Raw genomic sequence first — 24,871 nt, forward strand, 5'->3', positions numbered from 1 at the left:
TCCATTGTACGTCTAAATGGATAACATTTCAATTGTTTTCATTTCTAATTTATATGGTTTAATTTACTTACAGTAACATGTATTTTAAAATTAGTAGGATCCAAGCCGTCAATAGTCATGATATAGAATTACAATCAAAAAAATAGTTATAAACGATTTTTTGTTGATAAAAATAGCTTTATATGCTATTATCTAATTAGGAACATCAGTTCCCTTCCCTATAAATTGGAGGTAATCGTATTGAGAAAAGAAAAATTACAAGAACTAATAAATAATGAGCTTGTCACCCTCCCCTGGTATGTTGAGGAATATTATTATGCAAAGCTAAGTGTCCCCTACTCTTTAGCAACATTATATGAATATTTAAAAGAGTATCGTAGATTTTTTAATTGGCTTCTATCGGAAGCTATTGTTAAAGAAGAAAAAATTTCTTTAGTCCCTCTCTCTGCTTTAGAGAATTTAAAAAAAGAAGATGTTGAATTATTTAAGTCTTCTCTTCTCTCTAGACAAAAATTAAATAGTTCTGATACTAATGAAGCTCTTTCTTACAATACTGTAAAAAGAACGATGGCCAGCCTCTCCTCTCTTTTCAACTATTTAACTACAGAAACAGAAAAAGAAGATGGAAATTCTTATTTTGATCGTAATGTAATGTTAAAAGTTAAATCAGTAAAGACAAATGAGACATTTTCTAGCAGAGCTGCGGCTATTAAAGAGAAACTATTTCTGGGTGATGAATCTATGGGCTATTTAAACTTTATTGAATATGATTATCCTAAATCCATTAGCCTTAAGCAACTCCCCTACTACAAAAAATCACTTGAACGTGACTTAGCGATTAATGCTCTTATTTTAGGTACTGGATTACGAGTTTCTGAAGCAGCAAACATCAATATCAATGATTTAAATTTGGCCACTAATACAGTTTCTGTTATTCGAAAAGGTGGAAAAAAAGATTCAGTAATTATTGCACCATTTGCTATGGTCTATTTAGATAATTATTTAACTGTACGTACACAGAGATATGCTCCAGAAAAAAATGAGAAAGCATTATTTTTAACTACTTACAAAAAAACTGCTAAACGAATTGAGACAGATACAATAGAAAAAATGGTAGCTAAATATTCAACTAAATTTAAAACTCGTGTTACACCTCATAAAATGCGACATACTCTTGCTACTAAGCTTTACCAGGTAACAAAAAATCAAATGACAGTTAGTAATCAGTTAGGACAAAGTTCTCTTTCAGCAACAGCCTTATATATACACATTATTGACGATGAGCAGCGAGATAGTATGAATAGTATTGAATAACAATTGCTGTCCTTTTGCTAAATGTTAATTACTTAATTTCTAGTGTATGATTTTAGTAGTTAGGTGAGATTTAAGTAAATTTGAAGTTAATCCTTTCCTGACTTTATTGGGTCTTCAGGAAGGGATTTTGAACATTGTTCCCCCTCCACTAATACATAAATATCAAGTTGAATAATAATATTTTCTCTTTTAAATGTTACCATACGTCATTTAATTAAAAGAAGTGCAAAGATAATATATTTTATGGCTAATAGCTTATCATCAGAAGTAAGTGATAACATTATATTTTAGGATAGTAATATAAAAGTAATAGATAGCATGACTAAAGAAAATAGATTTAAAATACATATAAATCTAGTGTATGACTAAAAGAAATATAAAGGTAATATATTATATTTCTACTATACCACCTTTGTAAGCAATTAATACCAACGCATTTTAATATAGTAATATATTATACCACTAAAGAAAATAGATTTAAAATACACATAAACTTAGTGTATGACTAAAAGAAATATAAAGATAATATATTATATTTCTACTATATCACCTTTGTAAGCAAGTAATACCAATGAATTTTAATATAGTAATATAAAAGTAATAGATTATACCACTAAAGAAAATAGATTTAAAATACATATAAATCTAGTACATGACTAAAAGAAATATAAAGGTAATATATTATATTTCTACTATATTATCTTTGTAAGAAAGTAGTACCAACGCAGTTTAAGATAGTAATATAAAAGTAATAGATAATATGACTTAAGATAATAGAAAGTAAATCTGCTTTAATGCTAATAAAGTTAGGGTGACTTTCTATTTGTCAAACGTCTATTAATAAATAGAAGCATACACTAGAATTACTATTAAGAAAAGTTGGATTATGGATAGTGGTATTAGAACAAAAAAATATTAAGACGTATTTTAATGATGATTAGGAATGCGAGTATGACTTATGTAATAAACAAACAGCTTAGGTATAGCTAATGATAAGGAACTGGTCTTAGAAATAAAGTACTAAGTAATTTTAAGAATGAAAATGGCTTGGAGTATAACCACTTGTTTTAGGCAATGGGTGTGGATTTTTAGATTCTTATTATCTATAAAATTGCCTTAATAAGTGGAATATCTTGTTTCTAAATTAATTATTACCATTAGTAAGATTTTTTATACGTAGAAAGAAATATATAGGTAATATATTGTATGACTAAATAAAATTTATTTAACATACATACAATATAATATATTGCTAAAAGTAATATATAGGTAATACATTATATGGCTAATATATTTTTTTCGAAAGTAAGCTATACCAAGGTTTTGAATATAGTAATATATAATATGACTAAAAGAAATACAAAGGTAATATATGATGCGAGCAATCGATGATATTAGAATTGGATATTACTTGCGGATTACTTTAAAGTAATATGCAAGTAATAGTGTTTAATAGAAGATTAAAAAAACTAAGAATAATTAAATTCTTAGTCTTGTTCATCTTCTAAATTCAAATTTAAAGGATATTTACTGTAATCTTTAAGGTGTGAATTGACCTCATCTTCAGTAGCTAAACCTAATTGGAAAAGATGTTGCCAAATCGCATTCTCAATAAAATCTGAGATAAATCCTTTAGTTCCAGGAATTTTTTTATTTCTTCTTGAATCTTTATATACAAGGCTTTCTAATCTATCTACTGTTGTTCTTTCAACTTTATATGTTCTTGGGACTAGTTCAGTACCAGAAAGGTTGCTATTTTTTTTTAAACCAAATTTGTTAGAAATGTCATTTTTTGTAGAAATATTTAATGGTTTTTCTGCAGGGACATTAGTACTAGGCTCTATAAAGTCTTCACCAAGACTATCTACAGGGGTCTGAATGTCATCTAAATCGTCGTCAAAAGCTGAGTCAAAGTCACCACTAGCTGATTGTTTACTCTTTTTTCTTGGCATTATTCTTCCTCCTTATCATTATATAGTTGATTAGGAATTTCAAGAACATTTCCTTCTTTTGAAAGTAATCCTAACTGATTCATTTCATTTAGTAACTTGTAAAAATTTTGAGAAAATTTATTTTCTGGTGCGCTCATAGTAATGGGCATACCGTTTCGTACTAACTTATCAGCAAATGTAATAGATCTAGGGATTTCAGAATCAAAGTAGTGATAATTATTTCTGTTGGTGTATTTCATCATGGCATTAATCATTTTAGCGTGTAGATTTGTATTATAAACTTTATTTGCCAAAACACCACCAATTCTCAAACTAGGATTATATTTATCCTTTAGTGTGTTTACTCGTGATATTAGGTGTGTTACACCATCTACACCATTCAAATCAGGTTCATAAGGAACCAATACAACATCTGCAATTGACAACACTGACGACGTTACTTGTTTAAGTTCAGGAGGAGTATCAAAAATAATAAAGTCATAATCATGCTCAACCTTATCAAAAGCACCTTCCAGAGCGTTAAAGTAATTTGAGCTAGGGTCAATGTTCTTGTTCATCTTTTTTTTCAATCCCTCGAGGGTCATTAATTCTGAAATGTTATCTTTAAACTTTTTAATTAATGATATAAACCATTCTAGAATTGTATCACGAAAGACTTCCATTTTGTCAAACTCTAAATAGTTGTTATCAGCATTTGCTGGTAATACATCAATTTGATTGTCATATGTTGTAACAATGGCTTCTTCAACAGTGGCTGTTCCCATAAAAACATCGTATATAGTGTTTTGATCGTTCTTCAGTTTAACTCTAAATGATTTTGTTGTATTCCCCTGTGCATCTGTATCAACAACTAGTATACGAGCATTTGGAAATGATTTTCTAAGAGCACCGGTAAGATTTAGTGTGATAAGAGTTTTCCCAACCCCACCTTTGTTTGCTGCAACTGTAATTCCTACTGCCATAGTAAGTTTCCTCCTTAAAGAAATATAAAGGTAATACAAAAATGTGACTAATATATTACTATTAAAAATATACATATAATACTACTACAATATAATACCACTTAACGTTGTCGAAATCAACAACTAAGTGAATAAAAGTTTATAAATAAGGGTTTTCTGAATAGTATTTAGTAATAAAATATATTGTATTACTATTAATAATGTATTTTAAATAGTAATACAATATATTACTAATTGATTTTAAAGGGTTTTTTCAAAAATAAAAACAAAAACAGTGAAAAAAAAAAGTAATATCTATTGAGTATGTAAAAAAAAGGTGGTATTATGTTACTTAAGAACTGTTGTTACAAGTGACAACAAGGAGAGGTTATATGGAAAAGGGTACTAAAGAATTTAGAAATGAGTATAATCGTTATGTACTAAAATTTCTAATCGATAACTATTATATTAGTCGAATTGAACTTTCTAAAGCAATTGGATTAGCATCTAGTTATGTTAGAGAGTTTGACAACGGAACTAGAAATTTTGGTACTGAAGCATTGGATAGATTTGAAGATATGGTTTTTAGTAAATATGAGCCACTCCTTTTAAACCATTCATTTGAGTTAGAACAAATAAAAAAAATGATTTCTGAGTTAAATACTCCAGAAGAAATTGATAGATTTCGATTAAAGGGTGCCAATGCACTTGAATTGAATTAAAAGCATATATCAAATGTAAAAATATTTACATTTTAAAAAAGTTTAGGTATGATTGATACAAAAAAAGAGACGGAAAGTATAAGAGCTTGGTCCCTCTAATACATTCTGAATCACATACGAAAGCTATGTGTTCATTCTCGTCCCATAAAAATTAGTATTTTATTTTGAATGAAACAGGTTGGAGCCTGTTTCTGATAATTTATTATACCAAATTTTCAAGGAAAATTCAACCTTTTAAGGCTTATTTAAGTGTGTTTTCACGCTGGGAATTAGCATAACAGTTTGGAATGACGAAAGAGAGAGCACTAGTACTAGTGCTCTCTCTTTTTTTGTTGATTAACTGGAGGTGAAATATAATGCAAACTATAGCAGAACCTAATACTGCAGCAATCAAAATAGATCCGATTAAAGTTCAAGAACTAATTCTAAATGGTGGATTAAAACGCTACAAAGTTAAGAATAGTAAATACAATTCATTGAACTTTCAGGAAGATAAAAATAAAAAGGGTGCTATTTTTGGTTTCAGAACAAAGGAAAACATGCAAGCAGCAAGAGGCATTGTATTGACTTCACTTGAAGCACTAGAAGAAAATAGAGATCAATTTACCCATTGGACTCCAAATATATTTAGTTACGGTGGATATACGGATGAGACTAGGCTCTATGTAAAAGGACATAAAGAATACAATCTAAGCCAAATCAACTGTTTTGTTGTCGATATTGATTTCAAATCAGCTTATGAGAGAGCATCAGTTAACGAAATCATTGAAAATACTTTTAAAGCAGGCTTTTACTATGTACCTACACTAGTTTTGAAAACAACAAAAGGGTATCACTTTTACTATTCACTAAAAGAACCGAGTTTTGTATCGAGTGCCAATAATTATAAATCTTTAAGAACAGCAAGAGCGATTTCTCGTAGCATTAAGTTAGCATTTGCTGAGAAAATGAACTGTGTGGACGTTGGTTGTAACAATTTCGGTATTTTTAGAACGCCGAATTCTGATAATATTGTTAGTTTTAATCCGGAGTTTCAATATTATTTTGATGACTTACAAGAATGGTCCATGTTTTATGCCAAAAATTGTGTTGAAGAGAATAATATTGCTGCAGTTGCTGATGGCAAAAATAATGTACGTATAAAAAAATACGGAAAACAAATTAATGCTGCTTGGTTTAAAGCATTGATCAATGCAAATGAAATTGATTGTGGTGCTGGCCAAGATTTGGGAAGAAACAATGCAGTATTAACAATGTCATTGGCATGTTACAGTTCGGGGTTAACATTTCAGGAGGCATTAAACATGATGGAAGAATTTAATATTAATTTAACAAGCCCCCTTGAGTACATGGAACTTGAAAGAACGGTAATAAATGCCTATAGCGGAGAATACAAAGGTGCACACAAGGATCACATTAATGCTTTAATCCATAAATGGGCCAAATCAGATCACATGAAAGAATTAAAAACTAAAACAAATGGAAAAGTGCATAGAAGTTTATGGCATAAGCATAAAAAAGCACGGACAGAGAGACAACGAGTTCATAAATACGAATGGCAGAAGGACCTTTTTGAGTGGATTAACAAACAAGTTACTCCGGATAAAATGGTTATCGAAACCACCTATGCTGCGATTCAAGAAGGAATTGGAATTCCGAAATCAACACTGAAGGAATTACTAAAGGACCTGGAACAACGTGGGGAACTATTTACAGAAACCACACGTGGGCGAGCAAGTCGAACATACTTGACTACCAGGGCTATGCTGATTCAATCAATCTACCACAATAAAAAAGAAAGAGCAGAAAAATTAGTTTTAGCGCTTTGTGAGTTAATTCCAAAATGCCGTAGCGTTGTGGCTAATTTCCTAAAAGATGCGTCAGAACAGCCTGTGAGAACGATGCAGATGGAATTATCAGAACTAGATACAAGTTAAATTAAAAGAGCCAGTCTGCCAATTACTTAATATATCTTATATACGCACTTCTCTCTAACCAAGCATTAGGGATCTATTTAGAGATATACTTTAAGAGTATGAGTTTATTTTATTGTTTGCGTTGTTTATGATTTATGTTAGAGTTTAAATAGAGCTTGCGATAATTATATCGCAAAGTGTTTGTAATTCTAAGATAGAGAGGTAGGCAAGGGAATGGGAAAAGATTTTATTTTGGGTAAACATCCGGTGTTAATTTTTTTAAAAGAAGAGTTGAAAATGAATTTATCAGAGTTTTGTTTAGCAACAGGAATCCCGCAATCAACGATTTCCACTTGGTTTAAGCGTGAGTGGGGGATAGAGAAGTATCCAATTTATTTTTTTGTAGGGATTGCTGCATTAGGTGATTTTACAATTGACGAGGTTTATAATAAGCTGATTCGTTTAGAATCAGAATACCTGGTTAATCAAGTTGGAAATAAGACGTTTCTAGCTGAAGAGGGGATACAATTGACTGAGAAGGTTGCTAGGGAAGCTGAGAGTGTTAAAGCTGACGTTGCAGGTAGCGAGATAGAGATTCGTTTTTTAGATTTTGTACGTCGATTAAAAAAAGCTAGTGAAAAAAGTAAAAAAGATGAGTTTTTGAAGGTTATGATTGAGTTGTATGTAACGATGGGGAGAACATTACCTGGATGGGTAACAGGGATTTTAAGTGATGAAGATACGTTTGTGGAGGTTTCTGTAGTTTTTGTAGAAGTTTTATCTCGAAAATAAACGAAAGCAGCAACCAATACAAATGAAAATTATTGGTTGCTAGCTGGAATGTGTTATTTGATTTTTCTTGGTGGAAGGCTATTTAAATACAATTTAACTTCACTGTCCTGTTGAGTAGGTTTATCAAATTTGAGACTCGGATCACCTGGAGAAATAATATCTTTATTTTCTTTAACTTGTTCTAGGTCATGATACATGATCTTACTTTGCTGAGTATCCCCCAAAGATTCGACAAGTTCAGCGTAATTATAAGCTTTAAGGTAGGCTTCTATTTCTTTTTTGTGATTGTCGTGTGCTTTGTATAATTGGCAATATAGAAGCTGTTCAAGGAATAGGAATTGTATTTTTGACGAATATTCAATTTCTCTATTCTCAAATTTAAGTGCTTGCTTTAAATATTTAAAACCTTGAGTGTAATTTTTAACATAGACAGCTTGGCATATCATATTATTATAAGCTAAAAAGACAGTGGAGATAAATTCCTGACTTCTTATTTCTTTCTGTTTGACTGGAAATAGTTTTTTTTCTAAAAATTTAATTTGTTGAAGACCGTATATATTTATACAGTTTAAATATATTTTGTAATCGATTAAAGTAAAAAAGGTTTTTTCAGAGTATATTTTTTCCAGGTAATGTAGGTCATTTATACTTGGCATTATGATAGGTTCTTCTGAATTTCTGAAGGCAATTGAAAAAAATAAATATAGATTAAACCATTCCGGGTTAAATTTTTTGTTTTCTTTAAGGATAGACTGGATCTCGCTAATGGATTCTCTTTTTCTCTGTCCGTTTGGAGAAAGGATTGTTTGCTGAATTCGTTCTCTAAGTTCTTTTATATCTGTTTTCGTTTCTTCAGCGCACAGTGTTAATAGTTCAAACAAGTCAATTCCTAAATTGTTTGCAATTAAAATAAGTTCGTGATGATTAAGCTTTTTTTCTCCATTCTCAATTTTTTGGTAAACAGATCTTGAAAATAAACCTTTATAAAATTGGGTTTGTGTTTTTTTTTGCTCAATTCTCAGTTTCCTAATAATTTTGTTTGTTGTTAGTGTTTCCAAGTATACCACTCCCTTATATTTTAAAATTCTTTTATAAATATTAGTAAAATAATTTTTAAGATTTAAGCAGAAAAAACAAGATGTTAATATAAATGTCTGAATAAGGAAACGAGCTCTTTTTAAAAGCTTTTTAGACTATTTTTAAAGGCTTTTCCTATGAATAATATTTTATCACACCTAAATGATTTAAAAAACAGCTTTTGTCAAAAAAATAGAGACTTTTGGTAAATAATTGTGTATACTTAATTTACTGAAATATTTCATAATTTATTTTTTGGAAGGAGGTAGATAATATGAACGGTACTGTTGTAGAGGCAGTTGATGTTGAAATTTTAATTTCTACACTGGGGATGGTAGCTAGCGGCTGAGAATAAAATAATATTTTGTATTACTCTGATTATGCAAAGGGTTTCGGATTTACCTTAATTACCGACTTTTATAGCTTAAAAATCAAAATTTCATTATCACAAGTCCCATTATTTGTATTTGCAAAAGAAAAACGACTGTGGTAATCTTAAACAGCAAGTTTAAGATTATGTGAGCAATTAGCGATAATTATAAAAATGACTATTTTGAAAATTGAATATAATTTTACTTAACTGGTTTTTTATTAAAACTGGGTAAATAAAAAAAGGCCCTGAGTGCTAACGTAATGAATCGTCGCCAAACGATTTAATACGGTCAAGCACACCCAGGGTACAGCATATCTACTCTAATTAGATAGTGTACAGCGCCTTTTTTCGTTGCTCCTGTTATAAGAAGCCCCGAGTTGCAATAAAAGTTGCAACAATTAATAATATAGCATACAACTGTATATTTTTCAGCTTATTTTTCAATTAGAATAGTCTGTAAATGTAAGTTTTATGCATAAGCAACGTTTTTATATTATTAATTTTATGGGGCCAATTATGGCAGAGCAAGGTTAAAAGAGGAGTATCACTATTTATACTAGTGATACTCCTTTTTTTGTTTTTCGAGTTTTGCTAAAAAATACTTTTACTGTAAGTTGAGAAATCGATTTGGATCAAACAGTTTTAGTGATGACAATACATTAGCAATATTCGAGATAGATAATAATAATTTTAATTTGGGGGAGGAGAAAGTAGTATGGCGACTAAAATGAAAAAGCCTGGTAATGTTGTAAGTTGGGAAAATGTTCGAGAGTGCGGTCATGAAGTTGTACTTTTTGATGGAAAAAAAAGAAGGATAGAAAATGAGAATTTAGTGTTAATAGAAAATTCTTATTGGGGCGTTGATTTTTCTGAGCCAATTGAAAGTAAAACAACGATACAAAAGTCGTATTACGCAATTAAAAAGGTTTATGATCATACTGGAACCTTAATTGCTGAAAGAAAGAACATTCACTCAAATTTACTATCAACAAATAAAGGGATGTTAAAGTCGGTGAAATTGATAGATAAAAACAAGATCCCTTTTAAAGTTTCTGAAAGTCTTGAGCGTAAGTTCAAAGAAGATGACCGAAAAATGCAGAGAAAATATGCAGTTCATGCACAAAATATTTCCTCAATAACATTCGATGAATTAACAAGTGAATCAAAAAAAGAAATTGAAGTACGGCTATTAAAGGCTGGTGCTTTAAGGGTTGAATTTAAAGAATTAAAACATGGTAATGGTGTAGTAGTATCTTCCAATCCAAAACACGTAATCAAGTATTTACTGAAGTAGAATCAACTAACAAAATCATTAAAATTTTGATGTTTGTTAACAAAAGCAACGGAGAGTGTCATTAAAAGACATTTGAGAGGTTGTGGTAAAAATTGGTGTAACCCCAATCATATTCGGACTAGTCCTCCGCTTCTGTGATAAGCGCTGATATGCAGAAGGTGAAGCCCGCAATAAAGCCTTTAAAAGGGTTCGGGTATCAGCAGTACATCAAGAGACAGTTTAGTTCAAATAAGCTGTAGTCTACTCTTGTAGAGTTTGAGGTAACGATTGCATATAAACCTTGCGAATGTTGGACTGTTTTACAAATTTGTTAGTAAACATCAAAGTTTTAATGATTTATACGATACCTAAAAGTAGAAAATTGTATAAGGAGTGATGAAATGAAACAAGATAAATCAACAGATTTTTTTGTAGGTTTGATGAATGCTGTGCTTTTTGTACTTCCGTTTTATTTTTTATTGTATTGGATAGGTTTTCTAGCCATTCCGATATACTTTTCAGGATCGATTATCTTAGCTATTTCGTTTATGCATTCTGCAAACTCATTTAAAGAAAAGAGAATTAAGAAATGATTCATTACAATCAAGGAGGGGTACTATGAGAATTGAAGATCACTGGTATGATGGTATTGAGTATTATATTTCGTTTGAAACAAATAGTGGACAGACGATTAGAAGAAATATAATTTTCACTAAAAATTTAACGAAAAAAGAAATTGATAGAATGGTTGTTGAAAAATTTAATTCAGTTAAAAAGGTATTAAACATTGAAGAAGTAAATGATGTTTTACTTCCGAAGTCTAGTATGATGTTGATTAGTAACAATTGAAATTAAATAAATATGAGAAAAACAGTAATTAGTCAGATATAACTATCACAAGATTAAATAATTATGTTAATCTTAAAGTAACTAAAAAAGAACTTATTTATAACTGGAGGAATTAAAATGACAAAGTTTTTTGAAAAATGGACTAAAAAGCAAAAGATTTGGATTGGAACAGCTTGTACAGTGTTAGTATTACTTGGTGGAGGAGTCGTTTTGGCAGATTCACTTTCAACAAAACAAGCAGAGGCAAAAGTTGAACTACAAGCTTCAAACAAAGCTTCTTATAAAAAATCGTTATCAAAATTAGTTGAAGAATCTTATGCAGATTCAACTTTAGAGGCTTTATCTGAAAAATTTGATGATAAACAAAGTAAGAAAATTAATAACGCATTACTTGATGGAAAAAAAGAAGAAAAAGATAAAGAAATAAAAGAAAACGAAGCTCAATTGACCTATGCGTTAAGCATGTATACTGTAACAAGTGAATTAGACAAAGCCTTTGAATCAGAAGGAGTTGTTAAAGAAGGTGCTTCATTAAATGAATCAAAAGATTTATTAGAAACTTTAAAATCAGATAAAGTAAAGTTTTATGAAAAAGAACAAAAACGAGTTGAAGAAGTGACAACTCAATTAGCTTTAATGGAGGAAGCAAAAAAATTAACAAGTGATCTATTTGCAGATAACACGAAACAAGCTGTAAAAGAAGATGTTTCAAGAGAAACATATACTGCAGCAGTTGCAAAGGTTGAAGCTTTAAAGCAAGAAAAATTAAAAACTGATTTATTTGCTTCATTAGCTGTAGTCGATGCGAAACTTGCAGAAAAAGAGCGAGTAGCAGAAGTTGAGGCTGAAAAAGTAGCCCAAGAAACAGCAGCAGTTGAAGCAACTGCACAACAAGAACAAGCCTCCCAAGCAAAAGCTCAATCAAGCAATGCAAATAATAATAATAGTGGAAACTCTTCAAATGCAGGCTATACGGACAATGGTTCTGGTAATAGCACGCCATCACCTGGCGGTTCTCAAGGGAATAACAGCAATAACGGAGTTACTCAGCCACCTCCATCACAACCTTCAAATCCAGCACCTGGCGAAAGTTGGACCGGTACAACAGGTGATACAGAAGAGTTTGAAAATGATGTGAACCATAATAATGGAGAAGGTGGAAACAATTCAGGCGGGATAATAAATTGGTAAGATTATAAAAAAAGGACGATATCAGTAAATTTGATATCGTCCTTTTTTGTGTTTTTGGGGGAGGGGATAATATGCAAATACGAGCACCTACCATTTAATCTATTATTTTAATGACACAAAAAATAGAATTTGAGGTGTACTAATGAAAAATAAATCAATGTTAAACAAATTATGGGTAAAATTAACAGTAGCAATTATGCTTACTCAATTGTTTATCCCTAGTATAACAGCGTTTGCTGATGTGGTAAGTAATCCTCCACAAGAGACGATTACACAAGAACTTGAAAAAGAAGCAATCGTTGATGAAGAAAATAAGGAAACAGATTTAACTAAAGTTTCTGATGTAACTGAAAATAAAGATAGTGAAGAAAAAAATAGTCAAACAACCGTAGGTGAAAATCAAAATGCTAATGATAGTCCCATTGTTGAAAAAGAACTACCAGTTTTTGAAGTCATTGAATCATCTACAAATGAAGTAATTGAACCATCTTCAAAGATAATTACGTTTAATGAAAATGGAACTCCAATGCTCGATGGTGAAGCATTTTATAAAAATGAAGAACAAATAACTAAAGAAGATCTTGCTGAATTAATGAAACAAGGTGGTAATACACAATCTGATGGATCAACAGTATTAGCTCGTTCAGTTCGAGCTAATGTGACGATTGAATATTTGGGTCAAGTAATATATGGATACAATGTAGTTGGACATTTCCGCGTCAATGGTGAAGATGCTTTCTGTATTGAGCATTCTAAGCCAACTCCACCAACAGGTACACCTGCTGATGATGGTCTAATTTATAATGATGTAAATGTACGTTCTGCATTGTATTATGGTTGGAACGGTTCAGAAAATATTTTTACTGATTTTGCAATGGGATACACAGCTACTAGTTTGGTTGTAAGTTACTATTATACGGGTGTAGCTTCAGGAATTAATACCCCTGAAGCGCAGGCATTAATGAATAAGGTTGCTAGTAATCCTGTGCCAAATCCTTCAGCGAGTTTTTCAACTAGTAACCCAACTGTCTCTATAGTAAATGGTCAACAACGTACAGAGAATATCACTTTAAATGCTGATTCAAGAAATGTTTTCAAATTGCCTATCCCAGCTGGTATGACATTTAACTTAGTTGGTGGAGGTACTCAAACAAATACAACGGTAAATATTAAAGGTGGAGATACATTTTTTTTAACTGCCAATATGAGTTACACGAATAATTATGCTACAGGTGCATTACATGGTTCAATGAAAAAATGGCAAGCAGTTTTAACAAAACCAAATGATAGCAGTTTACAAACCTTGGGAAGAGGTGGATGGTTTGATCCAGATTTCACACTTCAATTTAAGGCTACCTTCTTTGCTCGCGAAGGTTGGCTAAACCTTGTTAAAAAAGGAAATGACACGACCCAAAACATTGCAGGCGCTCAATACCAAATTTTACAAAATAATGCAGTTTTACAAACAGTTACAACTGCTACAGACGGAACAATTAAAACAAAAGGATTGTTACCTGGAAACTATCAGGTAAAAGAAATTAAAGCTCCAAACGGATATTTACTTGATAAAACAGTGAAAACAGTAATTGTCCGTTCAAATGAGACGACTACAGTTACATTTACAAATATTGCTGTATTAGGTCAATTTGTATTATTTAAACAAGATGCACAAACAGGAAACATTGCTCAAGGGGATGCGAGTTTAGTAGGAGCCGAGTTCGATATTATCAATTCAGCTGGTACTGTTGTAGACAAGGTTGTAATCGCTCCAGACGGCAGTGAGTTTAAAGCGACATCAAAACCACTACCACCTGGAAACTACAAGAGAGTAGAAACGAAAGCCCCAGTAGGCTATGTATTAGATCCTACTCCAGTTCCAATGGAATTGAAATACGAAACACAAGAAATTCCATTAGTTACAACAACGGATAGAGTGAACAATCAAGTCATTTTAGGAAAAGTTGAGATCCAAAAATATTATGAATTAATTGTTGGTGGTGGTCACTTATCACCTGAACCAGGTGCTGAATTTACAGTCACTCTTAAATCTTCAGGTGTTGAGTACGGACGTAAAGAAACGGATGCAAAAGGACATGTTGAGTTTGATAAACTTCCGTATGGCCGTTATGTTGTAAGTCAAACTAAATCATTACCAGGCTTAATTAAAGTTGACGATTTCGAGGTAGAAGTTACCGAGGATGGAGCAACTTATTTTTATGCCATTTTAAACAATACGTTTACTTCACCAATGAAAATTGTGAAGGCAGATGCGGATACTGGTAAAAATGTATTGGTTCCAGGAACTCTTTTTGAAATTACAATTGGGGATACTGATGAACTTTATACAGAAACAACACACAACATTAGTCAATTTGAAACCAACGAAAACGGAGAAATTTTATTATTCAACAAAATGCCATTCGGTGAGTACAAATTGCACGAGATCAAAGCTCCGGACGGTTATGTAAAAAATACTGAACCTATGGATTTCATTATTAATGAAGAAAGCCAAGAAAATGGGTTAGTAACTGTTACGTTTAAAAACAAAGCACAAGTATCAAAAATTACGTTAACAAAAACTGGTGAAGTATTAACGGATGCTGACAAAGTTGAAACGGATTATGGTACACAATACAATCCAGTTTACACTCAAAAACCACTAGAAGGTGCTGAGTTTGAGTTCAGTGCTGCTGAAGATATTTACACTAATGATGGAACATTACGTTATTCAGAATTTCAAGTAGTCGATTCAGGCATTAGTGATGCAACTGGTCAAATTGTAACAGATCCAGAAACAAAAACATTTTATCCAGGGAAATACTACGCTGTTGAAAAGTCAGCGCCAAATGGATACGTTGTAGATCCTACTACTATTCCTTTTGAAGTGGTCTACGAGGGAGAAGATATTGAAATTTCTTCTACAGCTGTACAAGCAAAAAATAAATTGCAAGAATTATTAGTAAAAATCTATAAAACAGAAGAAACAATCGTAACTTGGGAAAATGGAGAAGCCGTTACAGAGCAAGTACCTGCTGATGGGAAAGAATTCGGTATATATGCTCGTGATGCCTTTACTTTTGATACGAATGAAGTCATTCCTGCAGACGGTCTAATGGGCCTCGCAACGACTAAAGATGGCGTTGCTGCATTCCAAGCGAAATTCCCACAAGGGAAGTTTTATGTGCGTGAAGTTGATGCTGGAGTAGGTCATTTATTAGACGAAACAGAATATGATTTTGAATTTACAGCACAAAACAATGTTCCAGTTTATGAAATTGGTATTTGGAAAGACAGTGTAGCGTATGGCAATGAGAACCTATTGAAAATTGCTAGATACTCTGTAGAAAACGAATTAGCTCGCGCTTCAGTTGAATTAACTAAGATCGATGATTTAGATGGAAAACCGTTAGAAAACGTCGCTTTTAATCTTATTCATACAGATGCAGATGGCAAAGAAACCATTGTTGGTGAATATAAAACGGACAGTGAAGGTAAAATTAAGGTAGAAAACTTACCAACTGGTGAGTACAAATTTGTGGAAACAAAACCACTTGATTGGTACGAAGCAAATAAAGAAGAATACAAGTTTACTGTTTCTCCGGATAATGACGGTGAATTAATTGAGTTAAACGTTGTAAACAAACGTAAACCTCTTGAAATTACGACATTATTTGCGACTACGGTAGGTGGTTTGAAACAAGTGAATCCTGATGTGGATAATGATTTAACGGATTATATTGAAGTTCGTGGTGGGAAAGCCGGTCATGAGTATTATGTAGACACAGTTTACAGAAACTCAGCTACTGGTGAAGCAGTAAGTTCTTCTGAATTCAGTTTTGTCTCTACAGGTGATGCTATTCAAAAACTATCAACGAACTTGTTTTTACCAAAAGGCACCATGAAAGACGGTATGTCTTTAACAGCGACTCATATTTTCTATGAAGATAAAGAAAAAACAAAAGAAATTGGACGTGAAGATGACTTAACACTTAAACTTCAGACAGTTGATTTTAAAACGCCAAAAGTTGGAATTAAAACTAAGGCTCATACGGGTGATGGTAAAACACAAACATTCACACATGGTGATATTATCGATGCTTACGATAACGTTGATCTTACTCACGAAGATGTGTTAGATGGAACGAAACGTGCATTTAAAGCGATTCTAGTTGCAGTTATTCCTGAAAATGGAAAAACGGTTGAACGCGACATTTGGGAATCAGAAAAAATTGATTATATCGTCAATGATCAAAAATTTGCACAATCTGTTGTAACAAAAGTAGACACTGGAAGTTATCCTGAAGGCACTTCTTTTTACTTTAAAGAGATTGGGTACAATGAAGCTGGAGAAAAAGATACCGAGCATAATTTTGACGGAAGAGATCGCAATCAAAGCTTAACTCCAGTTAAAAAACCTTTACCATTGCCACAAACAGGCGAAAACAATAAAATAATCTTTATGATTGCTGGTTTAGTGATTGTTGCTAGTGTTGGTGCTTGGTTTGGTCTTTCAACTAATAAGAAGAAAAAAGAAGCAAAAAAGCAAGAAGAAAAACAAATGAACATGGCGTTAACTTATGGTTACAGTGGTCCAGAAAGTATTTTTTCTACTGAAGACGATCAAGGAAAAGTTTATGCTGCAACGTGTTTAATTTTGAGTACGATTAAATACAACTATAAATTTAAGAGCGACTTGGAAGAATATAAACGATTATGGGAAAAAATAGGCTTAAAGGATGAAGATTTTTCTCTTAGTCCTAATTAATGCTTAGTTAAAAATAAAACATGTAGAAGGGCATAAGTGTAAAAGCTTATGTCCTTATTTTACGGAAAGAGGGTCAAGATGACAGTGGGAGTTAAGGTGAGAAATGAGGTTTATATTGACCGGAAACATGCGGTTATTATGAACAAAATAAATACAAAAAAAGCTGTACGAGTGGAAATTAAAGCATTTTATTTAAAAGAAAAATGTGCTCACAGACAGGGTAACTACAGTATAACTGATTTTAAAGACGGTCATAATTTGATTGTAATTAGTGGTGACACATCTCGAACATTTCGTATTCGAGCTGCAAAGTTCAACACTACGCGCCAAAAGTTAGTTGTTTTGTTGGCCAACGATTAATAATAAAAAAATAAAAAATGGAAATTGAAATGGAGATTATTATGAAAAAGAAAAATAAATTACAAATTGGTTTTGTTACTCTTATGTCTGTGATGGTACTTACAGCTTGTGGAGGAAATAATGAAGCAGAGAAAGAAAGCAGTAAAGTAAGCTCTCAGAGTGGAAGTGCAGTGATTGAAAAAGTAGATAAACTACTTGATTCATCAGAAGATAAAAAAAGTGAATCGAAAACAAGCAGTACTTCAGATGAAAAAAAAGCAACCAAAGCAGCAACCACTGTTTTAGATTATTTATATAAAAATAAAACAGCAAATTTAAAAGATGTAACAGGTGTGGCTGGAACAGATATGAATCGTATTCTTGAAGATACGGTCTATGAAAGTAAAATTAAAGATTACCCAGGTAGTGGTTGGGGCTTAGAAGTAGATGGAAGTATTTATACTGCAGAAGATATTTTCAGACAATACTCGAAAGTCTATATTCAAGGATTTAAACAAATTGGTGACTATGAGGTGAAAAATGTTTCTGTTGAGGATGATACTGCAACGGTGACTTACATGGTTAATCCTATTGCAATGAATAGTGTTTCAAATTCGATTACATGGGCAAGAGCCAATCTTTATGGTGGTTTAGAAGTGTCGGATATGATTGGAAGTTCTCAAAATACAGACGTTAAAGCAATTAACAATTTATTTACGTTTAAATTGTATGACATTATTTATGGTGATAAAGGCATTCCAATGGATCTACTTGGTGAAGCAATTGAAATTGAATTTACCTTAGAAAAAAATGGTGAAGGTTTTGATGCTGATTCAGAAACACTATTAGATCTTATTAAGCAATCCCAAGTAAATGAATATTCAAAAACAAACAGCACAAGTGACCAAGAGGATGTATTAAAAGACGAGTTGGATTCTGAACTTTAATATGAATCAAAGAAAGCTGATTAATCAGTGTTGTCCCTAGATTAATAAATTTTAACTAAGAGGGACAACACTGTAATCATAAGGAGTGAAGGTAAATGATAGAAGGAACAGGATATTTGAAATTTGTAAAATCTAGAGACCATTTATACGTTTACCTTCACGGTAGACTGGAAGGGGAAAAGCTCAAAAAACATTTGTTTCCATTTGGTCGCTTGGAAGCAGCATTAGAAAATATGTACTCTATTAGAGATTCAAACGTGTTGCCAGAAGAATTAGTAAGCATGAATTGTTCTTTTGATGATTTAGATCAGTGGATATTAACCCTAGAAACGAGAATTACAAGAAATGGAAAAAATATTGATGTGTTTACAAAAATATAAGACGGAGGGATTCCTATTAATACTGAGATAATAATTCAATTGACGTTATTTTTGATGAAAAATGCAATGTATATGAATTTTCTATTTCCCATAGGTATAGTGTTTAAAAATGTAAGTCAGGGAAGTATAGATATCAGTAAAATAAAGTTTAAAAAAAGTATCTTTACAACATTTGTAAAGATACTTTTTCTTTTTGTACTTTTTGCAATTTATAGGGATTTTAATGAAAGAAATGAACCAATTCTGTTAAGGTTATATGTTTGTGTGATTTTGCCAATTTTATTTATCTATATAGTGAATCAGATAAAAGTGATTGTTAAACAGAGAGAACTTGTATTTATTGGAATAGTACCCATGATCTATATTTACAATAAAGTAAAAAAAAGACAAAGAGAAACAGTAGAAAAAATAATAGAGGAATGGATCAAGGAAGATGCTACAGAAGCCCAAAACTCGAGTTTCAAAAATTTAGTTGAGCGAGAAACTGCTTTGAGGAAGAATGAAGACAACTTTAATGTAGTACCAGGCACTTCTGTACCTTTTCATTCTGTATCAATTGAAGAGGAGCTTATGGACCTTCACAGTAAAAGATTTCCTAATGGTAACCGTGAATTTTATTTAATGAGTGTAAAAAATCTTTTAATAGTTCTTATTCAATATATTAACTATATTTATGATGAAAAAAGACTAGATTTATCACGAGAAACAATCCTTCAAGAATTACTATCAATTGACGAGTTTTTATGGAAAGAGAAGTTACCACTTAAAGTATTTTTAGCAGTAATAAAGGACATAATGGTGTTTGATTACAAAAAACAAGATTTTTTCAATTTGGAAGTTTTAGGTGATAATACAGCTCAAGAAACATCTCGTGAATTTTCATTTGTGTTAGACAGAATCAAAAAGAGAGATGGATTTATTTCTGAAATAACGGCAAACTTTATGACTGATGAAATACGAGAAGTGTCTTCGAAATATAAGATCCAAGTTGCTAAAAATCGGAGTAGTTTATGATTTTGCTTGGTTTTGGATTTTATTTAAAAGATATGGAGGTTGCATTGGTAAATATTTGCTCATTTGTCTCTGTAAACATATACCTACTAACTTTTTTGATTATGATTGTAAATTGTATTTTGATTAGTTTGATAAATAAAAGGGTAAATAGCGAAAAGATAATCTTGTATTGCATGCTCGTAGTCAATACTAATGGTTTATTTTTGATGCTTGCATTTATTTTAATGAATCAGAATATATATTTAGATTCATTGTGGTTCTATCTGAACCTACTATCAATTGGTTGTGTCGTTAAATTAGTACTAAGACGAAATGAAGAATTTAAGATCCATTAAAAATGAAATGGGGAATTGGAAATGATGAAAAAAAAAATTCAAATTAAAAGGACACTGTATTTAATTCTATTCACAATAGCATGGGTATTTTTATTATCACTTTTTCAAGAGTTTTATAAAAACTGGCAAGGTCATATTATCAGAAGTATTTATATTATGACTGCAACATTACCAGTATACGGCTATATAGCACACAGAATATTGTTAATAATGGATAAAGCCATTGTAGTTAAGAATTATCGCTATGACAAAATTAAGGATTTAAGAGCGATTAAAAAGTAAAAGGTTAAACAATTTTTGAATATATTGGCTATTCTACAGAAATGAGAGGTGCAAATGGTGTTTGAAAAAATAGAAGTAACTAATTATGAAACCTATCAAAAAGCAGTTGAATCTATAGAATCAAGATTTTTCAATCTATTGTTAATGTTGGTAGGAATTGTTTTAATAGTCGTATTTTTATTGTATAGAAACTCGAAAAAAACAAAGAAAAGTACTGACAAAAGTAATTATGTAATGAGCGCCGTGATTTGTTCTTTATTTTTAGGACTCATAGTAAGTATTTTCGTTAACATCCAAGTTTATAAATTAGAAAAACAAATTCTTAATACTCCTAATGTTGTCTATAAATGGGAAAAAGAATATGTATTTTCACTTGATCAAGTAGATATAAAAGTACAAAAAAAAATTGATACAAATGTAAATTTGGTTGTTAAATCAAAAATAAATGAACCAATTGAAATGGATACAGTTTTTGAAATGAACAGTGATAACACTCTTTTTCGGGACCTATCTGAAACTGAAGGAGAGAGAATTGTATTAGAAAAACGAGTTTTAAAGGACCATAGATTTAAAGAATTAACAAAAGAAAGATCTCTTTTATCCGATTACTATCCAGATGAAAAAACACGATGGATTTTCTATGTGAATGAAAAAAATAAAGAGCTGCTACAGTTACAGAATATTAGTTTTTAAAAAAAGATGATAACCTATCCAATTACTAAGATGACTGAAGGAATAATTTTATAAGAAGTAAATGTTAGGAGGATACTATGGATACTGAAAAAATAGTACTGAAAGATATGTTATGCAGATTATTGGAAGACACTTACGATTCAATCAAACCGTATATAAATTTTAGTATTAGCATTGTTCCTAAAGAATTGAAGTCAAAACATGGCCACTATATACCGAATGATAGAAAGATTGAAATTTTTAATTTGGCCCGTCCGCCTGGATGTACAATGTTGACCTGTATTCATGAACTCGCACATCATGTAGAGTTTATGGATTTAGGGGAGACAGGGCATAAGAAATCTTTTTACAGTCGATTTCATGGTTTATTATTATCTGCTTTATCTCATGGGTTTGTAGTCCCTAAAGATTTAGAAGATGATGCGAAAGATTCTAAGGACTATAAAAAATTAGTTGGATATTTTGGTGATATAGAATTTTGGGACTATGAAGTAACTGAAGAAGCAAAAAAAAGATTTGTCTTTGTATTTAATGAATATCACCAACGAGAGGAGTTGAAGCAAAGAGGATATAAATATTTTAAAAAGAGTCAAGCCTGGGGGAAAGAATATCCCAACCCCTTATATGCAAATCGGGAGGCAAAATTACTTCAAAATACCTTTGAAACTATGGATATCGGGGTTGTTAGCCAAGCAACAACGTTATTTACCTTAAATTATTATATCGCAGTCCCTGGTGCATATGGTGAAAAAGAATTACTGAAGCAACACGGTTATCGCTGGGGAGCGTATGGGATTAAAGGGACATGGGTTAAAAAAGTTCCGACTAGTAGTTTTTATTATGAAGAAGCCTTTTTAAAAGATAGTCGGTTGGTATTTACGAAAGTTACCCCGAAAATGTAATTCTTAAAAGAGGAGGTAAAGCGTGAGTGACATTGATGAACGTGCTGTAGATCTTGTAATTCAATCGAGCAAAATCTCAGCAAATGTAATTATCCAAGCTTTAAAAGACTCACAAAGAAAAGTTGGATACATTTACAAAGATATTCGTAAAGAACAAAAATATCAAAAAAGAAAGAAAAAAAATGCTCCGAAAACTGGAAAGCAAAAGCTAGATGAATTAAATCAACATGGAAGACAAACGGCATTTGTTCCAATTGATGATAAACAAGATCTATTAGAACTACAAAAAGAGCTTAAACGCTATTCAATTGATTTTAGCATCGTTAAAGAAGGCAATGAGACGTATCATGTCTTTTTCAAAACACAAGATACTGAGCGCTTTAATTTAGCTCTTGAGAAGGTGATTCAAGACTTTGATAAGAAAAATGCAGAGAAATTGACAAATGAATCAAAAGAAGTAGATCCGGAAGAGAAAAAAGTAGCGGCTGTTGATGATAAACAGGTCACCGATTCAAAAAATGAAGTTAAGGATGTGAAGGACCAAACAGATAAAGTAAACCTGTCTAAAGTTGAAGCTGCAAAAGAAATAAATTTAAAAAAAGAAGCTGCAGATCCAGGTTTTAAAGACTATTCAGGAATTGAAGTTAGAGGGGATAAAAAAAAGCATTTAGGAAAATCTCCGACAGTAAGGACTCGATTAGAAAAAGCCAAAAAGGAGGCGAGCGAATTTAATAAAGCTGTTAAAAAAGAACAAGCATTGAATAAGAACAAAGCTCCTAAAAATAAGGGAGGTCCGGAAAAATAATGAAAAAAAATGCTGGTCAAATTGTACTTTTCTCATTTATCGTGGGTCTCTTTTCTTTTTATCTGTTTCATAGAATCGCGTTGGTTTTTGCTGATTTAAGTGGTGATGTAATAACACGAGCTAATCAATCTTTGAGTCTAGTTTGGCAAGATTTAAGTCGTAATCCAATAAATTTTGAATTTACAAAGCAATCACTTCAAACTGGAGCGTTTGCTTTTTTCTGTTGTGTTATTTGTGGATTATATATTTCAGCCAATCAAAGAAACTATAGGCATGGGGAAGAGCATGGTTCAGCTCGATGGGGTACAGCAAAAGACAGCGCACCTTTCAAAGATAAAGAAAAATCGAATAATGTGATTTTGACTCAAACGGAAAGTTTAACAATGAAGTCCAATCTGAGAAAAAGAAAAATGAAATATGAGCGAAATAAGAATGTTTTAGTCGTAGGTGGAGCAGGGGCACGAAAAACGTTTGGTGTTGTAAAGCCCAATTTAATGCAACTTCATTCTTCATACGTACTAACAGAGTCAAAAGGTTTACTCCCACATGAAACTGGAAAAATGTTTAAAGATGATGGGTATAAAGTGAAAATATTTGATTTAGTGAATCGTGAGAATTGTGATTATTTTAACCCTTTTGCGTATATAGACAAAGAGGATCATGTGTTAATGGTAGTTAAAAATTTGTTGAAAAATACGGATGGAAATGTTCAAAAATCAGGTGATCCATTTTGGGATAAGGCTGAAACAGCTCTATATTGTGCGTTGGTTAGCTATTTGAAAGAGATAGGAACTACTGAAGAACAAACATTTCCTATGGTAGGTATGCTCTTACGAGAAGGTCGGGTTGATTCGGACGATGAGGCTTTAGTCAGTCCATTAGACATGCTGTTTAATGACTTTAAAGAAGAGTATCCTGAACATTTTGCAACCAAGCAGTATGATACGTTCAAATTAGCAACATTCAAAACGGCTAGATCAATTCTTATTTGTTCAAGTGTTCGTTTAATGCCATTTGATATCTCTTCAATTGCAAATCTAGTTTCAAAGGATACGCTTGAACTGGATAAACTTGGGGACGAAAAGACGATATTGTACGTTTGTTTACCAGATACGAATGAAACGTTCAATTTTTTAGCAGCTATGCTTTATGATACGCTATTTGAAGTGCTTGTTTATAGAGCGGATAACGTTCATAAAGGGAAATTGCCTATACCTGTAAGGTGTATATTAGATGAATTTGCAAATATAGGTCAAATTCCAAGTTTTGAGAAAAAAGTAACGACAATTCGGAGTCGATTGATTTCTGTTACGATCATGCTTCAAAGTATGTCACAACTAAAAAATCTATATAAAGATACATGGGAAGATATAACAGGATCTTGTGATTCGTTTCTTTATTTAGGTGGGATGGAAGAAACATCACATCAAAAGGTTAGTAAGTTAGTGGGTAAAGAGACGATTGATATTCTAAAAGTGAGTCAAAGTTTTGGGATGCAAGGCTCTTATTCTAAAAGCTATGACAAAACAGGACGGGACCTAATTGATGAGGGCGAAGTGGCCAACCTGGATAATGATTACTGTATATTAAAAATTCGTGGTGTGCCTGCATTTAAATCTAAAAAATATGATGCAACAAAACACAAAAATTACAGTAAATTATCTGACTCAAATCCAGATAATTGGTACGTGCCTAATTATTCATTAAGTCCAATGGAAGACTTTTTAAAAAATGTGAAAATTGTAGAAACTTTTGATTATAGTGAAATTAATAAACTAGTAAGTTAATGGAGGGAAAACAGTGAATTATTTTAATGAAGCAATGTCTATGCTTTCGAAGGGAGTACTAGCAGCCGGATCACTACTAACGATTTGGGGATTGGTACAACTTGGATTAGCGATTAAGGATAGTAACGGACCAGGAATGCAGCATGCAATTTTACAAGCTGTTGGTGGGGGGATTATTGTGGCTGCAGCTGCATGGTTCACCAATATTACTTTGTAAAGGAG

22 protein-coding genes are annotated in these 24,871 nt (G+C 31.8%); 19 read left to right on the forward strand and 3 right to left on the reverse strand.

From position 1 onward, the window contains the following. Positions 1-240 precede the first annotated feature (240 nt). Positions 241-1,314, forward strand: coding sequence for a tyrosine recombinase XerS (gene xerS, locus MHI00_RS16830; RefSeq protein ID WP_056995100.1), 1,074 nt, complete (start codon positions 241-243; stop codon positions 1,312-1,314). A gap of 1,487 nt (positions 1,315-2,801) precedes the next feature. Here the strand turns inward: xerS and MHI00_RS16835 are convergent. Next, a complete protein-coding gene (locus MHI00_RS16835; RefSeq protein ID WP_034558401.1) occupies positions 2,802-3,266 on the reverse strand; it encodes a hypothetical protein in 465 nt (154 codons plus the stop codon). Continuing rightward, on the reverse strand, positions 3,266-4,228 hold the full coding sequence (locus MHI00_RS16840) for a ParA family protein (RefSeq protein ID WP_034558399.1): 963 nt from the start codon (positions 4,226-4,228) through the stop codon (positions 3,266-3,268). Before MHI00_RS16840 ends, MHI00_RS16835 begins: the two co-directional genes overlap by 1 nt. Positions 4,229-4,599: 371 nt before the next feature. Between MHI00_RS16840 and MHI00_RS16845 the strand changes: the two genes are divergently transcribed. From MHI00_RS16845 to MHI00_RS16855, 3 genes are all read left to right on the forward strand, one after another. Then, positions 4,600-4,929 carry a hypothetical protein gene (locus MHI00_RS16845; RefSeq protein WP_034558397.1) on the forward strand — a complete coding sequence of 110 codons (330 nt, stop codon included), beginning with the start codon at positions 4,600-4,602 and terminating at the stop codon, positions 4,927-4,929. Between the two features lie 356 nt (positions 4,930-5,285). Then, positions 5,286-6,866, forward strand: coding sequence for a primase C-terminal domain-containing protein (locus MHI00_RS16850; RefSeq protein WP_051926852.1), 1,581 nt, complete (start codon positions 5,286-5,288; stop codon positions 6,864-6,866). A gap of 213 nt (positions 6,867-7,079) precedes the next feature. Next, complete coding sequence (locus MHI00_RS16855) at positions 7,080-7,637, forward strand: hypothetical protein (RefSeq protein ID WP_034558395.1); 558 nt, start codon at positions 7,080-7,082, stop codon at positions 7,635-7,637. A gap of 53 nt (positions 7,638-7,690) precedes the next feature. Here the strand turns inward: MHI00_RS16855 and MHI00_RS16860 are convergent, their stop codons facing one another. Next, complete coding sequence (locus tag MHI00_RS16860) at positions 7,691-8,695, reverse strand: helix-turn-helix domain-containing protein (RefSeq protein ID WP_035067206.1); 1,005 nt, start codon at positions 8,693-8,695, stop codon at positions 7,691-7,693. Between the two features lie 1,107 nt (positions 8,696-9,802). On the opposite strand from MHI00_RS16860, the gene MHI00_RS16865 reads away from it, so the two are divergent. The 15 genes from MHI00_RS16865 to MHI00_RS16935 all read left to right on the forward strand — a co-directional run bounded on the left by MHI00_RS16865 (position 9,803) and on the right by MHI00_RS16935 (position 24,866). Further along, positions 9,803-10,381: a hypothetical protein gene (locus MHI00_RS16865; RefSeq protein ID WP_341115429.1), complete on the forward strand. Its 579-nt coding sequence runs from the start codon at positions 9,803-9,805 to the stop codon at positions 10,379-10,381. A 380-nt stretch (positions 10,382-10,761) separates the two neighbouring features. Further along, positions 10,762-10,953 (forward strand): hypothetical protein, encoded by a 192-nt coding sequence (locus tag MHI00_RS16870; RefSeq protein WP_035067199.1) that lies wholly within the window; start codon positions 10,762-10,764, stop codon positions 10,951-10,953. 25 nt (positions 10,954-10,978) lie between these two features. Next, positions 10,979-11,209, forward strand: a complete 231-nt coding sequence (locus MHI00_RS16875; RefSeq protein ID WP_051926850.1) for a hypothetical protein — start codon at positions 10,979-10,981, stop codon at positions 11,207-11,209. Between the two features lie 117 nt (positions 11,210-11,326). Further along, a complete protein-coding gene (locus tag MHI00_RS16880; RefSeq protein WP_035067196.1) occupies positions 11,327-12,400 on the forward strand; it encodes a hypothetical protein in 1,074 nt (357 codons plus the stop codon). Between the two features lie 142 nt (positions 12,401-12,542). Next, positions 12,543-17,165: a SpaA isopeptide-forming pilin-related protein gene (locus MHI00_RS16885; protein WP_035067191.1), complete on the forward strand. Its 4,623-nt coding sequence runs from the start codon at positions 12,543-12,545 to the stop codon at positions 17,163-17,165. Between the two features lie 78 nt (positions 17,166-17,243). Beyond that, the gene (locus MHI00_RS16890; RefSeq protein ID WP_035067188.1) at positions 17,244-17,525 is read left to right on the forward strand and encodes a hypothetical protein; all 282 of its coding nucleotides are present in this window, start codon (positions 17,244-17,246) and stop codon (positions 17,523-17,525) included. 41 nt (positions 17,526-17,566) lie between these two features. Then, on the forward strand, positions 17,567-18,451 hold the full coding sequence (locus tag MHI00_RS16895; RefSeq protein ID WP_035067185.1) for a hypothetical protein: 885 nt from the start codon (positions 17,567-17,569) through the stop codon (positions 18,449-18,451). Positions 18,452-18,546: 95 nt separating this feature from the next. Continuing rightward, the gene (locus MHI00_RS16900) at positions 18,547-18,831 is read left to right on the forward strand and encodes a hypothetical protein (RefSeq protein ID WP_035067183.1); all 285 of its coding nucleotides are present in this window, start codon (positions 18,547-18,549) and stop codon (positions 18,829-18,831) included. Positions 18,832-18,885: 54 nt separating this feature from the next. Beyond that, positions 18,886-19,845: a hypothetical protein gene (locus MHI00_RS16905; protein ID WP_155520240.1), complete on the forward strand. Its 960-nt coding sequence runs from the start codon at positions 18,886-18,888 to the stop codon at positions 19,843-19,845. 356 nt (positions 19,846-20,201) lie between these two features. Beyond that, positions 20,202-20,462 carry a hypothetical protein gene (locus tag MHI00_RS16910; protein WP_135057810.1) on the forward strand — a complete coding sequence of 87 codons (261 nt, stop codon included), beginning with the start codon at positions 20,202-20,204 and terminating at the stop codon, positions 20,460-20,462. Between the two features lie 54 nt (positions 20,463-20,516). Further along, positions 20,517-21,155, forward strand: coding sequence for a hypothetical protein (locus MHI00_RS16915; RefSeq protein WP_035067171.1), 639 nt, complete (start codon positions 20,517-20,519; stop codon positions 21,153-21,155). 77 nt (positions 21,156-21,232) lie between these two features. Beyond that, complete coding sequence (locus MHI00_RS16920; protein ID WP_080732590.1) at positions 21,233-22,057, forward strand: hypothetical protein; 825 nt, start codon at positions 21,233-21,235, stop codon at positions 22,055-22,057. A 22-nt stretch (positions 22,058-22,079) separates the two neighbouring features. After that, the gene (locus MHI00_RS16925; protein ID WP_035067168.1) at positions 22,080-22,862 is read left to right on the forward strand and encodes a DUF3801 domain-containing protein; all 783 of its coding nucleotides are present in this window, start codon (positions 22,080-22,082) and stop codon (positions 22,860-22,862) included. Then, positions 22,862-24,649 (forward strand): VirD4-like conjugal transfer protein, CD1115 family, encoded by a 1,788-nt coding sequence (locus tag MHI00_RS16930; protein ID WP_080732589.1) that lies wholly within the window; start codon positions 22,862-22,864, stop codon positions 24,647-24,649. The genes MHI00_RS16925 and MHI00_RS16930 overlap by 1 nt, the downstream gene beginning before the upstream one ends. 13 nt (positions 24,650-24,662) lie before the next feature. Then, positions 24,663-24,866 (forward strand): hypothetical protein, encoded by a 204-nt coding sequence (locus tag MHI00_RS16935; protein ID WP_035067165.1) that lies wholly within the window; start codon positions 24,663-24,665, stop codon positions 24,864-24,866. The last annotated feature ends 5 nt before the right edge of the window (positions 24,867-24,871 follow it).

It is taken from the genome of Carnobacterium sp. FSL E2-0243 (genome assembly GCF_038003605.1).
GTDB lineage: Bacteria > Bacillota > Bacilli > Lactobacillales > Carnobacteriaceae > Carnobacterium > Carnobacterium maltaromaticum.

Excerpts from the sequence above, each read along its gene's own strand:
- MHI00_RS16905 (WP_155520240.1), top strand. The coding sequence starts at position 18,886 with ATGAAAAATGCAATGTATATGAATTTTCTATTTCCCATAGGTATAGTG.
- MHI00_RS16875 (WP_051926850.1), top strand. The coding sequence starts at position 10,979 with ATGAGAATTGAAGATCACTGGTATGATGGTATTGAGTATTATATTTCG.
- MHI00_RS16915 (WP_035067171.1), top strand. The coding sequence starts at position 20,517 with ATGGTGTTTGAAAAAATAGAAGTAACTAATTATGAAACCTATCAAAAA.
- MHI00_RS16845 (WP_034558397.1), top strand. The coding sequence starts at position 4,600 with ATGGAAAAGGGTACTAAAGAATTTAGAAATGAGTATAATCGTTATGTA.
- MHI00_RS16870 (WP_035067199.1), top strand. The coding sequence starts at position 10,762 with ATGAAACAAGATAAATCAACAGATTTTTTTGTAGGTTTGATGAATGCT.
- MHI00_RS16890 (WP_035067188.1), top strand. The coding sequence starts at position 17,244 with ATGACAGTGGGAGTTAAGGTGAGAAATGAGGTTTATATTGACCGGAAA.
- MHI00_RS16855 (WP_034558395.1), top strand. The coding sequence starts at position 7,080 with ATGGGAAAAGATTTTATTTTGGGTAAACATCCGGTGTTAATTTTTTTA.
- MHI00_RS16900 (WP_035067183.1), top strand. The coding sequence starts at position 18,547 with ATGATAGAAGGAACAGGATATTTGAAATTTGTAAAATCTAGAGACCAT.
- MHI00_RS16895 (WP_035067185.1), top strand. The coding sequence starts at position 17,567 with ATGAAAAAGAAAAATAAATTACAAATTGGTTTTGTTACTCTTATGTCT.
- MHI00_RS16850 (WP_051926852.1), top strand. The coding sequence starts at position 5,286 with ATGCAAACTATAGCAGAACCTAATACTGCAGCAATCAAAATAGATCCG.
- MHI00_RS16910 (WP_135057810.1), top strand. The coding sequence starts at position 20,202 with ATGATGAAAAAAAAAATTCAAATTAAAAGGACACTGTATTTAATTCTA.
- MHI00_RS16865 (WP_341115429.1), top strand. The coding sequence starts at position 9,803 with ATGGCGACTAAAATGAAAAAGCCTGGTAATGTTGTAAGTTGGGAAAAT.
- MHI00_RS16835 (WP_034558401.1), bottom strand. The coding sequence starts at position 3,266 with ATGCCAAGAAAAAAGAGTAAACAATCAGCTAGTGGTGACTTTGACTCA.
- MHI00_RS16840 (WP_034558399.1), bottom strand. The coding sequence starts at position 4,228 with ATGGCAGTAGGAATTACAGTTGCAGCAAACAAAGGTGGGGTTGGGAAA.
- MHI00_RS16920 (WP_080732590.1), top strand. The coding sequence starts at position 21,233 with ATGGATACTGAAAAAATAGTACTGAAAGATATGTTATGCAGATTATTG.
- MHI00_RS16930 (WP_080732589.1), top strand. The coding sequence starts at position 22,862 with ATGAAAAAAAATGCTGGTCAAATTGTACTTTTCTCATTTATCGTGGGT.
- MHI00_RS16885 (WP_035067191.1), top strand. The coding sequence starts at position 12,543 with ATGAAAAATAAATCAATGTTAAACAAATTATGGGTAAAATTAACAGTA.
- MHI00_RS16880 (WP_035067196.1), top strand. The coding sequence starts at position 11,327 with ATGACAAAGTTTTTTGAAAAATGGACTAAAAAGCAAAAGATTTGGATT.